Raw genomic sequence first — 13,627 nt, 5'->3', positions numbered from 1 at the left:
ACGTCTATTTATTGTACGTTTGCCTCGATTTGCTCTTCTACTGCCTCTTCTACTGGTGGAGTTTGTTCTCCAAAAATAGATTTCTCTAGTAGTTCTGCGATATCGTATGTTCCAACGGTATCCTCTACTTCTTTTGCTTTCGTACCATCGGATAGCATAGTTAAACAGTATGGACATCCAGAAGATATAACGGTTGGATTTACTTCTAATGCTTGTTCAGTTCGAGCAACGTTAACACGGTTTCCTACATGCTCTTCCATCCACATTAGTCCCCCACCTGCTCCACAGCACATCCCTGATTCACGGTTACGGTTCATTTCCACTAGCTTAACGCCAGGTATTGCTTTCAGTACTTCACGTGGTGCATCGTATACATCATTGTATCGACCTAAGTAACAGGAATCGTGGAACGTAATTGTTTCTTCCACCGCATATTGTGGTTTCAAGCGACCTGATTTTACTAAATCGTATAGCATTTCTGTATGGTGAAGCACTTCGCCATTCCAGCCAAAATCACTGTATTCATTTTTAAAGATATTGTATGCATGTGGGTCAATTGTTACTATTTTTGTTACGCCAGTTTTTTCAAATTCGGAAATATTTGCAGTAGCCAGCTCTTGGAATAAAAACTCATTTCCTAGGCGACGTGGTGTGTCTCCAGAGTTTTTTTCTTTATTTCCAAGAATCGCAAATTTCACTCCCGCCTTGTTCATTAAGTTTGCAAAGGATAAGGCGATTTTTTGTGATCGACTATCAAACGATCCCATCGAACCTACCCAGAATAGGTATTCAAACTCTTCTCCAGCCTTAGATACTTCTTTCACTGTAGGAATATGGACCTCTGGACGAGCATCTCTCCAGTTCTCTTTCTCCTTACGGTTCAAGCCCCATGGATTTCCTTGACGTTCAATGTTTGTCATTGCGCGCTGTGCATCCGGGTTTACTTTTCCTTCTGTCATTACTAAGTAACGACGAAGGTCAATAATTTTATCGACATGCTCATTCATTACTGGACATTGGTCTTCACAGTTACGGCAAGTCGTACATGCCCAAATTTCTTCTTCTGTGATAACATCGCCAATTAATGAAGGGCTATAAATATCTTCGATTACTGCTCCTTCTGCTCCAGCAGCCATCGCAAGCTGGTTCCCCTTTGTTCCTTGGAAAGCAAGTGCAGGTACCCAAGGCTTTTTCTTCGTTTCAACTGCTCCAGTCATTGTTAAATGATCACGAAGTTTAACAATCAAGTCCATCGGTGACAGCATTTTACCTGTTCCCGTTGCAGGACACATATTTGTACAACGTCCACATTCTACACATGCGTAAAAGTCGATCATTTGCGCTTGTGTAAAGTCTTGAATGCGACCTACACCAAATGAAGGCATTTCTTCTTCATCCGCGTCTTCATCTTCTGCCTCTTCAAAATTGATCGGACGCAGTTTACCAACATTGTCTAAACGATGGAAATATACGTTTGCTGGACCAGTGATTAAGTGGAAATGCTTGGATTGTGGTACATACACTAAGAATGTGAGTAGGAATAATAAATGCGCCCACCACATGATATAGAATACAGCTACTGCCGCCGTGTCTGGTAAGAATCCAAAAATAGTTGCAATAGAAGATGCAATCGGCTCCGTCCAAACTGCTTCATGGCCATGCCAAATCATTCCCATACCGTTACCAACTAATACAGAAACCATTAATCCACCGATGAAAATAAGCACAAGCCCATTTTTCCATCCTCGTTTTAAACGAACTAACTTCTCTACGTAGCGGCGATAGAATGCCCATACAACTGCTACCAAAATAATTAATGTCACGATTTCTTGGAAGAATGTAAATGCCGGATATAGCGGCCCAAGCGGTAAATGCGAATCCGGTGCTAATCCTTTCCAAATAAAATCGATTGCCCCAAGTTGGACAAGTAAGAACCCATAAAAAAACATAACGTGGATTGTTCCACTTTTCTTATCTTTTAAAAGTTTCTTTTGTCCGAATACATACACCCAAATTTTGCGAAGTCTTTCCTTCACATTGTCTTCAAATTCAACTTTTTTCCCTAATTTAATATATGCATACCTCGTTTTTAACAAATATGCGAATAAACCAATTGCATACAAAGTAACTGCTATAAACATTACCCAGTTTGCTATTAACAATGGACCCATCTTATTCTCCCCCTCTAAGATGTAAAATGATGATATGGATAGAATACCATTATATAAATAGAATTATAAGAATTAACTATAATATTAGAACTGAGTGAGCATTCAGTCAACAATTATTTATTGGAATTGCTAGAATTTTATTTCATTAGAACTGAAACTTATTTTCTTTTATTAATTAGGTTGAGGGGTAAAGAGGTTAAAGGAGAAGATGTGATCACTTTGCAGGTTATCGAGAACAGCAGGATGTTAACCGAGATGTCATCTCACAATAAAGAGTTATTTCTTTTGTAGATAATTCTTTTTTCATTAGCATATCAATTTTTCAGATGGAATTATTATACATAATTAGTTAGAATACGGCTTAACGAGACCAATTCGTCTGAAATCGCAACCAATTTAGTCGGAACCGCAAGTAGTTGTCCATGAACCGAGACTATTTCACCTGAAACCGAGTCCATTTCTCACAATAAAGAGCTATCTCTATGCGAGATAACTCTTTATTCATTAGTATATTAATTTTGAGATGGAATTATTATACATAATTAGTTAGAATACGGCTTAACGAGACCAATTCGCTCGGAATCGCAACCAGTTTACTCACAACCGCAACTAGTTGTACATGAACCGAGACTAATTTACCTGAAACCGAGACCAGTTCCCACAATAAAGAGCTATCTCTATGCGAGCTAGCCCCAATTCCTTACTTTATTGCTTCAAAATATTTCCCAAAGTGCATTTTTGCTTCTTCTTTTCGATCTAGTGGGATGCCTAGTAAAACAGAGGTTGCTGGTCCCGCAGATTTCCCTAAGTCCCATCCATCTACTTCTCCGAGCAATCCTAGTCGATGGCATTCCTCCAATATTCCAGTAGAGCCGACTGGCCAAACACGATGGACTAGTCCGTTGTTTATGGCATTCCATATTTTTTTCATGTTAGCAATTTTCTCTGTTTCCTCGAGAACTTCATTGCCAACACAAGGTTTCCCATAGATAAACCAGTCGTATGAATCGAGTCGTTCTTCTCGTCTCTCACCGATCATCGTGACGGCCATTGCTGATTGCATCGTTTCCATGTTGGTTTCGCTACTCCCCGTAATGACTGGACACTCTACCTCAATCTCTTGAAATAATCTCTCTATGCCTGCAATATACTGGTCCCAGCTTTTATTACCAGAAAAATTATGCACAATAATGGAAGATGGATATGCAAGGGCTGCCCACTGCTCTAGCAACGTTACTCGAGCTGCGAAATAGGAAACTATGTCATCAGCAGCAGGAACGATATCATGTTCTTTTTCACCGATACCAGCAGAATTATCCGTTGTTAATACAAATCCATTTGGCAACAAAACTGCATTACGCATGGATTTTTACACGCTCCATTACTCGCTCGACCATTGGTGAAACAATCATTGCGATTCCCGCATTCAAAACAGTTGCAATCGTAATTCCTGGTAGTGCTCCTACGAAAAATGCTGGCGAGATAATCCAGTAAAACGGAAGTGTTGCAAGAACACTGTTCGCAAAAATGAAAAATACCCACTTCAGCACTTTACGTCCTGCTTGATGAAGCTTCGTAAATACGAATAATATAATAAACATTTCCACCGCAATGATGATATGCAGCGGTCCAAGTGGGAACCCTACATAAAGAGATGATGATAAATGACCGATTAAAGATGCTGCCCCTGCATAAACAGGGGGTAAGAATGCGCCTGAAACAAGTGCTGGCACCGTATCAAGTGCCGCGCTTCCAATACCAACTGGAATTTTAACGAATGCGCCGATTGCACAAAGTGCTGCAAACATTGCTGCGAGTGTTAGTAAACGAAGCTTCATCGTTCTTACTCCCCCTCTTTCTTCACACTTCCTACGTTTTTAAATACTTTTGCACTGCGTACGTATTCTACATCTGACACATTTTCACGTGAATTTGCTACGCGTGCTGCTGCGAATAAATAGTCGGATAAGCGATTCAAATAGCGCTGCACAACTGCAGGAACATCTTCTTCCGTTTTCATCAATGTCACCATTTGTCGCTCTGCACGTCTTGTAATCGTACGCGCAATATGAAGGGTTGCCGCTGCTGGTGTTCCACCGGGTAAGATGAAGCGTTCTAGTAACGGGCCTTCTTCTACCAGCACATCAATACGTTTTTCCATCGCTTCAATTGGTTCGTCCGTCATTTTATACACTCGACGATTGGATACGTTTGCTAAATCTCCACCGCAGTCGAATAATTCGTGTTGAATCGTTTCTAAATCTGCTAACATATCCGCGAAGATGGCTGGATCTAGTTCGGTCACTGCTTTTCCGATAAATGAATTTACTTCATCAATCGTTCCGTACGTTTCTACGCGAATATCATCTTTGTCTGTTCTTCCACCTATTAATCCTGTTTGCCCTTTGTCACCCGTTTTTGTGTAAATCTTCATTCCAATCATCTCCCTTTATCGTTTGTGGAATTCCGTACCAAATCCGTGTTACATGGTCTGCCCTTGTAAAAAGCTTTTGATAAAATCTTCCGACGTCATCTCGCAATTTGCGCGTGCTTGCTTCCATGGGGACTATGCCACGACCAATTTCTGTTGCAATGACTATTACTTCTACTGTTTTGTTCCACTGTTCTAATTGTTCATGTAACTTACTGAGAGCTGGTTCCAAAAGGTTCTCCACTCCAAAAACAACGATTACTTCCGTTGCTGGCAATAAAACAACGGCATCTGCTGCAGCATCAACCCACTGCACGCTTCGCCTCCGAACATACTTTTCTACATACGCTCGTTTTCCATTAAATGCTCCACCGAAAATGACGTGCACCGTTTCCCCTCCAGTACGTCTTTTTTATCTGCCCATTGCAGCTTGTAGCTACTACCATGGGGAACTTCCCAATCCCAAAAATTCTTTTCAATAGGTGCAAATTTTGTTAATAAAAAGCGAATGGGTCCACCATGTGTAACCATAATTGGCTGTTCAAAATCTTTCACCACATCATAAAAAGCCTGTAATACTCGCTCTTCCATGTCGACTAGTGACTCTCCGTTTGGAGGTACCACTGCTCGAAAGTCATTTAGCCATTCCTTATATAAAGGAACTTCTTTTAATTCATTATATGTTTTTTCTTCCCAATCACCAAAGGAGCATTCTCGCAGTTGTCTATTTGGAAAATAAGGAACCTCTTTGAATATCTGTTTTGCCGTTTGCCTACAACGTAGCAGATCACTGCCGATAACTTGTTTCATTTCCTGTGAAAGGAATTTGGTTTTTATTCCAGAAATGATCGGTTCATCAGTCCAGCCAATATACTTTTTCTCACGATTTCCTTGTGTCGGCAAGTGCCTTATGAGAGTAATAATAAAAGCGTCAGCCATAGTGCCACCTCCGAAACTTCCACACTCGCACCAAGCAGATCACCTGAAACACCACCGAAGTTTTTCATGACCCAATTGCGGAATACACAAATAAATAATACGAAGACGACCGAAAAAGTAAGTGCAATCATCCCATTTGTCAGCCATCCTAGTACGAAGAGACCGACAAATAAATTACATGCAGTTGCTAGTATGACTATGTTCGCATGCATCTTCTGTTTAAAAAAATATGCCAAGCCACTGTCTTTTGCACTTCTAGTTAACCCAAATAGCATTACCAGTGTAGCCCTAGAGAAAAAAGGAATAAGTAATACAAAAACCCAATGAAACGTGTCAGTTGCCAGCACTTCCGCTACAATAATTACTTTACCTACGATTAATAAAACCACTGCCATCACACCAAAAGCTCCAACTCGTGGATCGTCTAAAATTTCAAATCGTTTCACTCGATCTCGGTAGGAAAAGAACGCATCCGATGTATCAATAAACCCATCCATATGAAGACCTCCAGAAAAGAGTATCCCTAGAAGTACAATGCCGAATCCCGTCATTAATGGACTCCATTCGAAGTAGAGCAGTGCACAAGTAATAGCCCCTATGCTAGCACCTATCCATGGAAAAAAACTGTACATGCCTGTAATTTGTCGGTTTTCCATTGGTAAATTTTTATGAACAGGAACGATGGTGAAAAATTGAAGTGCTAGTAAAAGGCTTGTCATTTATTTTCCTCATCGCACTCTAAAATAGCTACTATTTCTTCCCACTTTACGTGCTTTTTAAAATGATTTGCCCAATTATTTATTTGTTCATCGGTGGAAGCTTTAGTATCTTTTGCAACGCCGTCTTCTTCCTCCAGTTCATTCGGAAAGTAAGGGACAACTCCTAATACGTCGACTCCTGTATACGATTCGATGTAGTCAATGCCGTCTTGGAATAGCGAGATATCTCCTTGAAACTTATTAATAATAATCCCCTTCACTCGGTCTCTCTGTGCCTCTGGCAGTAGGGCAAGGGTACCAACGATGGATGCAAACACACCACCATATTCGATATTTGCTACTAATATAACCGGAACATCTGCCAAATCGGCAACCCGCATATTGACTAATTCTCGATCTTTTAAATTCATTTCAACAGGACTGCCTGCACCCTCTAAAATGAGGTATTCATAGGAATCGGATAGCTTCCTTAAACTGCTTATTATAAGCTGTTGGCCTTCTTCAAAAAACTGTTCGCGATAGCGCATTCCATTCATTCTATTTTCTTTTTTCCCAAGGATAATTAGGTCTGTTTCCATATTCCCAGAAGGTTTTAATAATATCGGATTCATGTCCGCTAAATAGGGAGTTTTGGCAGCTCTAGCCTGCAATGCTTGTGAAACACTAACCTCAAAGCCTTCTGCTGTATGAATGCTTAAGCTGGACATATTTTGTGATTTAAAAGGTGCCACACTTTTTTCTTCATTCGCAAGCAGTCGGCAAATAGCCGTACAGACCAAGCTTTTCCCTACACTAGAAGCGGTTCCTTGCACCATTAATCCTTTCACGTATATCCCTCATTTCCACTGATGGCTTATGCCGTATTCCATTTCAAATGCGTAATCTGCTTTTGCCACAAGCTGCTGATGAATTCGGCCAATCCACTTTTGATAGAGTACGACACTTTCATAGGTAGACAATGGTTCATCAAGCACTTCATTCGAAACGATGACGACTACCTTTGCTTTTTCTATTAATTGATCGATTGCATGGTAAAGTTGTTTTTCCACTTCTACCATATTGCTTTCGTAAAGTTCGTTGGCAAGCCATGTAGTAACACAATCCCAAAGGATGCCGTCCCCTTCTTGAATTTGCGAAACGATTTGTTCGAAGTGTCGTGACTGCTCGATCGTCATCCATTCGACCGGATAATTTTCACGATCCTCCTGATGTCTTTCAATTCGTTTCGCCATTTCACCATCTACTGCAACTCCAGAAGCGACATACACATTTCTTCTTGCTTGCTCGTTCATCAAATAATGTTCGGCGAAGCTACTTTTTCCACTCCGCACACCACCCGTTATGAAGACAAGTTTTCCTCGAACCATGCGGTCATCTCCTTTTGCAATTGCTCCATTTGCAGCTTCTCTTTCATGCCAACACGAAACCATTTCCCGTCTAAACCTTTAAAATTTTCGGTATGACGAAGGACACAACCCTTTGCTAATAAATATTCGAAAAACCCTTTCGATCGCGCAGGATTAGGAAGCTGAAAACAAATAAAATTCGTCTGAGATGGAAGAACAGTACAGTTCCACCTTTCAAGAAACACTGTGATTTGCTCTCTCATTTCTTTCGCAAAGGTAATTGTCTGTATTCGATATTCTTCTTCCTTTAAGCAATCGGCACCAATCGTCGTTGCAATAGCATTACTATTCCAGTGCGGCATTCTGCTACGAATTTCTTGAATGATTTGCTCGTCTGCAATAGCATATCCAAGTCGCAAACCAGGAATCGCATACATTTTTGTCATCGAACGTACGACAATGACATTCGGGAAATCCTTTAAATACGGTATAAATGATTCGCTTTCATCAATAAAATCAAGAAACGCTTCGTCTAAAATAACTTCACATTTATATCTTCTTGCATACTCTGCAATTTGTAATATTTCTTCTAATGGAATCAGGTAGCCGGTTGGATTATTCGGTCTGCATATATAAATAACTTCTGCAAATTCTACTTCATCTAACACTTCGTCCAAGGGAAGAGCTTGTGGTGCAATTATTTCTTTTATGTACACATGATAAGGTGCAAGCGTGGCTGCGTATTCCGAAAAAGTTGGGTGAATCAACACAGCCCGCTTGTTTTCATATCGTTTTGCAAGGCTTGCGAATATTTCTGCTGCACCATTTCCAACGATCACCTGATTGACATCCACTTGATGGTATTGTCCAGCTGCAGATAAAAATGGTCCTCCATGCGGATCTGGATATTTAGTTATTAACTCTGCATATGTGGACCATCTTTCATTTACAAATGCAGGCGGCCCTAATGGATTGACATTTTCACTAAAATCAATCACCATTTCTGGTATTTTCATACCTAGACGTTCATATACGTGATGCGCGTTTGCCCCATGATTAGGTAATGACAAATAAAACTCCTCCGATCACCATCATCCAAAGCCAAAATAGAAATACAGCTGTTTTTAGATGGGAGATGGCCCCTAAAATATGGCTAGGATTTAGTGGAACTTCTCCAACTCCCATTAAAGCTCGATTGGATACGATTCCTTTATATGTATTGATTCCACCGAGTTGTATACCTAGCTGATAGGCTGTAGCAGCTTCTAAGTAGCCGCTATTTGGACTTGGGTGCTTTTTCGCATCAAGCCACCAGCCTTTCATTCGCTGTCCAAAAGGTAATACACTTTCTTTCTTGCCCCATAGCATAATAATATAGCCCGTCAAACGGCTCGGAATGTAATTTGCAATGTCATCCAGCTTTGCAGATGCATAGCCAAATTCTTCATATTTCTCGTTTTTGTAGCCAACCATTGAATCGAGCGTGTTAATGGCTTTATAAAGCCACAACCCAGGTGCACCTGCTAAAAGAAATGCATAGAAAAGTGGAGCAGTAATCCCGTCACTAATATTTTCAGATACCGTTTCCACGACACCTCTCGTAATCTCTTTTTCGTCTAGTTTTTCTGTATCTCGTCCAACAATCCACGATAGTTTTTGTCTCGCAGCAGGTAAATCTTTCTTGATTAAAGGTCTATACACATCCATTGCCGCATCCTGTAAGCTTTTTTGAGCAAGTCCTGATGCGATGAGAATACTTTCCACAGCAATTCCAACGCCCATATGAATCGAATAAGCTCCAATTAAAATGGCTAATATAGCGAAAAATGTGATACCGACTACAATAAAAACTAGTAGAAATCCCTTTGATTTCCTTGCTCTTCCTTTATTCAACCGAGCAGTTAGCTTTAAAATAAGCGATCCGATCCATCGGACTGGATGCGGCCAATTCGGCGGGTCTCCGATGATTCGGTCCAGTAATAGGCCAATTGCTATGGCAATAATATGCGGACCCATCCTACACCCAACCTTTTGCTATTTTGTATATTTGAATTGCTTCTACTGTGCACTCATATACGCCTAATCCAATTTTTTTACCGATTTCCGTAATTGGACCAGCGTATGGAATATGCGTTCCTTTTTGAGTCGCAGCAACTAAAACACTATCCGTGGATGTTCCAGTTGCAATTGTACCTGTCCGTGGATCTTTTACTCCTTCAAAAGCTAGCGCTTTCGTTTTTGCTTCCGTTGCAGTAATAACAGACTGGATAAATGCTTCATCGGAAAGTTCTCCGTTGATAATAATCCATGTATTAATCGTACCGATAGCAGGCAACATCTCAACTTCATGTGCTCTTGAAACATCTACCGCATTTCCGACTCCGGCAGTAACCATGATGACAATACTTCCAAATGGCGTGTCATATTCTTTTATTACTGCGTCTTTTGTTTGGACCGCAGTCATCATTCCAATGGTATCTGCTTCCGAAAACCCCTTATCAGCTAAGTACGCTAACATTTCTTCTTGCACATTGTCGCAAGCATAATTAGCATCCACTCTTCGATTGACGAAGTTTCTATACCAGCCACTTCCCGCATTTATTACGGCAGAGGACCATGTTTTTAGCTGCGTTTCCGCTTGAAATACGACCAACTCTCCCGTGACTTGAAAGTTTTCTGTTGTAATGAGTTGTTCATCCTTCAGTTCCTTCACGTCTGGAAGAATTGTAATTTGTGGTTTTGGTCGCTCAGGATGTGGATTTGTGCTAACTCTAGCTTTGTACACAGTTTCAACCTGACTTTTCTTTACTACTTCATGTGGCTCACCGATTGCTTTTATTTCCCCTTGATCCATTAATAACAATCGATCACAGTATAGAGAGGCAAGATTTATATCATGAAAGACACTAATAATCGTGATGCCTTTTTCAATAGCTTGCGTTTTAATCGTATCGAGTAATTGCTTTTGGTGCGCAATGTCTAAATGATTCGTCGGTTCATCTAGCAATAAAATAGGAGCTTGTTGTGCAAGTGCTTGGGCAACAAATACGCGCTGTTGCTCCCCTCCTGACAATAGGTCTAACAACTGATGCTCATATCTTTCTATTGCGGTCAGTTTCATTGCCTCGGCAACTGCCGCTTCATCTTCACCCGACCACGAGGAAAACCAGCCACTTTGATGAGGATACCTCCCGAGTGAAATGGTATCTCTAACTGTATGTGAAAATGCATGACTATGTAATTGTGGAAGAACCGCCATTTTCTTAGCTAGTTCTTTGGAAGAATAAGATTGGAGAGATTTCTCGTCGATCAGAACTTCTCCTGATTTCATCGGTAAAATTCCACTCATCACTTTCAGTAAAGTGGATTTCCCGCTTCCGTTAGGTCCTAGGATGCCTAGCATTTCTCCTTTTTCAACTTCGAAGGAGACGTTTTTAACGATTAGTTGGTGTTCGTAACCACCAGATAGCTCTTTTATTTTCAACATATTAAACGCCTCCTTTTTTCCGTTGTCTAAAGAAAATAAATGCAAAAACTGGTGCACCAATAAATGCTGTTATGACACCAATCGGCAACTCGGTTGGCGAAATAATGGTGCGAGACACTAAATCACAAATGATTAATAACGATGCTCCATTAATGAAACTCAACGGTAACACATGTCTGTTATCTGAACCAAATAAAAGCCTTGTCATATGCGGAACGACAAGTCCCACAAATCCTATTGTTCCAGACACAGCAACCGCCGTTCCCGTTAGCATCGATCCTCCGATTAGTATCATCATTTTTCGCTTTTTCACATCTACTCCTAAATGCTTTGCACGCTCTTCTCCAAATAGCATCGCATTTAATTCTCTTCTGTTCCATGCTAATAAAGCCGAGCCAATCACAACAAACGGTAAAGCCATTTGCACAAAATCCCACCCACGCATCGATACACTACCAAGCAGCCATCCAATAATTTGGCGAAGCTCTTCCCCAGTTAGTGCAATCATCAAGGAAATAACGGAGCCTAAAAAGGAACTAACAATAATCCCAGTTAAAATAATGGTCTCCATCTTCATGGAACGGTCGACTAGTTTAGCAAATGTAATAACAAGGAGCATCGTAAGAAATGCACCAATCATACTAAAAACAGGTAATGTGTATATTCCTAAAAAGGGTACCGAAATACCGAAAAAGAGCGTAGCCACGGCACCTACTGAGGCACCGGACGACACTCCTAACGTATAAGGATCTGCAAGCGGGTTTTTTAATAAACCTTGAAACGCGGCACCTGCAATGGCTAGTGATGCACCAACTAGCCCTGCAAGTACAACCCGTGGCATACGAATTTTCCAAACTATATTGGTCGCGATTTCATCTGCTCCCGTATTCCATAATGTGCTGATCGGTACCTGAACGGATCCGACCGATACACCGAGCCAAATTGCTACTAATAGAGCAGCAATCGACAGGATGTAGCCGATCATGACTTTACTCACCAAATGCCTCTGGATAAATAGCTTTTGCTACTTCTTCTAATCCTTCTGCAAGACGTGGACCTGTACGACTAGTTAAGTTTTCATCTACTTGAACAACTGCATCATTTTTCACAGCAGTAATAGAAGCGAATCCATCACGAGCTTTTACGCTCTCTACAATTCCAGGTACGTAGCTATACATAACAATAATCACATCCGGATTGCGGCTTACAATTTCTTCTGGCTCAATTTTGAACCAACCTTCTTGATCTGCTGCAATATTTTCAGCATTCACCATATCTAAAATCTCTTGCATAAATGTTCCTTTACCAGGTGTGTAAATTTCAGGAACATCCGATGTTTCTACGAATACTGTTTTCTTCGTTTCTACTTTTGCAACTTTCTCTTTTACTTCTTCTACTTTTGCTTTCATATCTTCTACAATTTTTTGTGCTTCTGCTAATTTACCAGTAGCACGACCAATTTGTTCGATTGTTGTATAAGTTTCATTGAAATCTGCTGCATTTTTTACAACGAAAACTTTCACACCAGCGTCACGGATTTGTTGTAATCCTGCTTCGCCCATTCCAAGGCTTGACTCATGTGCGAATACGATGTCCGGATTCATGGATACGATTTTCTCCACATTGAATTCTTGCCCGCCGATTTTCTCTTTTTCAAGTGCTTCTTCTGGATAGTTATCGTAATCATTTACACCAATAATTTCCTCATTTAATCCAAGTGCAAACAAAATTTCTGTATTGCTTGGCATCATTGAAACGATTGTTTTTGGTGCTTCTTCTAGTGTAATATCATTGCCAACTGCATCTGTGATTGTGATCGGGAATTCTGTTTCTTCTACTGCAGTTTCTACTTGTGGACTTTCATTGTTTTCAACAGGTTTTGCTTCTTCTTGTCCACATCCTACTAATAGTAAAACTGCTAATGCGGATGCCATCCATAATTGCCATAACTTCTTCATTTGTCATTCCTCCTAATTCTTTGCAACAAAAAATCTCCCATCCATAGAATGAGAGATAGATATAGGTATAAATCTGCGAGGAAAAAATGGCCAAGCCGATCTACACCAAACCTATCCTCGTAGGCAATGGGTGTAATTTCATAAAGGCAGGTTTTCTGACTCATGATACAACCGTATCATTTACAGTGGCGGGACCGCGCTGGACTTTAACCAGCTTCCCTTTTAACTCAAGTAATCCGTAACTTGAGCACCTCTATGCAATAAAATATGTATTGTGCATTGCACTTATTATACCTTAAATTAATGGTTGTCGACAGAGGTTTTTATATTATTTGACCGATAATTAATACTATTCGACCAAATTGCGATGTTATTCGACCGATTCACATCTATGTTATGGAGAAACTTTTTTATTATAAGCCATCATCGAGAAAAAAAAGGGCTGTCCCTAAAGTCATATAGTGACTGAGAGACTGTCCCTTTTCCAATGTATTGATTCCGTTCCAGACGGACGCTTTCCGCGGGCATGGCTTCAGTCTCCTCGTCGCTTTCGCTCCTGCGGGGCCTTCAGCTCAC

Annotated in this window: 14 protein-coding genes and 1 riboswitch; all 14 genes read right to left on the bottom strand. The window is 40.6% G+C overall.

The features are described from left to right. Positions 1 to 8: 8 nt before the first annotated feature. The 14 genes from MHB48_RS03135 to MHB48_RS03070 all read right to left on the bottom strand — a co-directional run bounded on the left by MHB48_RS03135 (position 9) and on the right by MHB48_RS03070 (position 13,051). Entirely contained in the window at positions 9 to 2,171 is a 2,163-nt protein-coding gene (locus tag MHB48_RS03135; protein ID WP_342600110.1) for a (Fe-S)-binding protein, read from the bottom strand. A gap of 700 nt (positions 2,172 to 2,871) precedes the next feature. Further along, entirely contained in the window at positions 2,872 to 3,534 is a 663-nt protein-coding gene (locus MHB48_RS03130) for a hypothetical protein (protein WP_342600109.1), read from the bottom strand. Further along, on the bottom strand, positions 3,527 to 4,009 hold the full coding sequence (locus MHB48_RS03125) for an ECF transporter S component (RefSeq protein ID WP_342600108.1): 483 nt from the start codon (positions 4,007 to 4,009) through the stop codon (positions 3,527 to 3,529). The genes MHB48_RS03130 and MHB48_RS03125 overlap by 8 nt, the downstream gene beginning before the upstream one ends. A gap of 5 nt (positions 4,010 to 4,014) precedes the next feature. Beyond that, positions 4,015 to 4,605, bottom strand: a complete 591-nt coding sequence (locus tag MHB48_RS03120) for a cob(I)yrinic acid a,c-diamide adenosyltransferase (RefSeq protein WP_342600107.1) — start codon at positions 4,603 to 4,605, stop codon at positions 4,015 to 4,017. Next, complete coding sequence (locus MHB48_RS03115; RefSeq protein WP_342600106.1) at positions 4,580 to 4,990, bottom strand: bifunctional adenosylcobinamide kinase/adenosylcobinamide-phosphate guanylyltransferase; 411 nt, start codon at positions 4,988 to 4,990, stop codon at positions 4,580 to 4,582. The genes MHB48_RS03120 and MHB48_RS03115 overlap by 26 nt, the downstream gene beginning before the upstream one ends. Beyond that, a complete protein-coding gene (locus tag MHB48_RS03110) occupies positions 4,942 to 5,541 on the bottom strand; it encodes a histidine phosphatase family protein (protein WP_342600105.1) in 600 nt (199 codons plus the stop codon). The genes MHB48_RS03115 and MHB48_RS03110 overlap by 49 nt, the downstream gene beginning before the upstream one ends. Continuing rightward, the gene (locus MHB48_RS03105) at positions 5,511 to 6,260 is read right to left on the bottom strand and encodes an adenosylcobinamide-GDP ribazoletransferase (protein WP_342600104.1); all 750 of its coding nucleotides are present in this window, start codon (positions 6,258 to 6,260) and stop codon (positions 5,511 to 5,513) included. Before MHB48_RS03105 ends, MHB48_RS03110 begins: the two co-directional genes overlap by 31 nt. After that, positions 6,257 to 7,087: a cobyric acid synthase gene (locus MHB48_RS03100; protein WP_342600103.1), complete on the bottom strand. Its 831-nt coding sequence runs from the start codon at positions 7,085 to 7,087 to the stop codon at positions 6,257 to 6,259. The genes MHB48_RS03105 and MHB48_RS03100 overlap by 4 nt, the downstream gene beginning before the upstream one ends. Before the next feature lie 9 nt (positions 7,088 to 7,096). Continuing rightward, positions 7,097 to 7,627, bottom strand: coding sequence for a bifunctional adenosylcobinamide kinase/adenosylcobinamide-phosphate guanylyltransferase (locus tag MHB48_RS03095; protein WP_342600102.1), 531 nt, complete (start codon positions 7,625 to 7,627; stop codon positions 7,097 to 7,099). Then, positions 7,600 to 8,676: an aminotransferase class I/II-fold pyridoxal phosphate-dependent enzyme gene (locus tag MHB48_RS03090; protein ID WP_342600101.1), complete on the bottom strand. Its 1,077-nt coding sequence runs from the start codon at positions 8,674 to 8,676 to the stop codon at positions 7,600 to 7,602. The genes MHB48_RS03095 and MHB48_RS03090 overlap by 28 nt, the downstream gene beginning before the upstream one ends. Continuing rightward, positions 8,663 to 9,622 carry an adenosylcobinamide-phosphate synthase CbiB gene (gene cbiB, locus MHB48_RS03085; protein ID WP_342600100.1) on the bottom strand — a complete coding sequence of 320 codons (960 nt, stop codon included), beginning with the start codon at positions 9,620 to 9,622 and terminating at the stop codon, positions 8,663 to 8,665. The genes MHB48_RS03090 and cbiB overlap by 14 nt, the downstream gene beginning before the upstream one ends. A 1-nt stretch (position 9,623) precedes the next feature. Further along, entirely contained in the window at positions 9,624 to 11,093 is a 1,470-nt protein-coding gene (locus MHB48_RS03080) for an adenosylcobinamide amidohydrolase (protein WP_342600099.1), read from the bottom strand. A 1-nt stretch (position 11,094) separates the two neighbouring features. Further along, the gene (locus tag MHB48_RS03075) at positions 11,095 to 12,078 is read right to left on the bottom strand and encodes an iron ABC transporter permease (RefSeq protein ID WP_342601287.1); all 984 of its coding nucleotides are present in this window, start codon (positions 12,076 to 12,078) and stop codon (positions 11,095 to 11,097) included. A 4-nt stretch (positions 12,079 to 12,082) separates the two neighbouring features. Continuing rightward, positions 12,083 to 13,051 carry an ABC transporter substrate-binding protein gene (locus tag MHB48_RS03070; RefSeq protein WP_342600098.1) on the bottom strand — a complete coding sequence of 323 codons (969 nt, stop codon included), beginning with the start codon at positions 13,049 to 13,051 and terminating at the stop codon, positions 12,083 to 12,085. Positions 13,052 to 13,178: 127 nt separating this feature from the next. Further along, positions 13,179 to 13,321, bottom strand: a riboswitch (cobalamin riboswitch). Positions 13,322 to 13,627: the final 306 nt, after the last annotated feature.

Source organism: Psychrobacillus sp. FSL H8-0483, from assembly GCF_038637725.1.
GTDB lineage: Bacteria > Bacillota > Bacilli > Bacillales_A > Planococcaceae > Psychrobacillus.
Note: the sequence above shows the minus strand (reverse complement) of the source record. Positions and strands in the feature narration are given on the sequence as shown.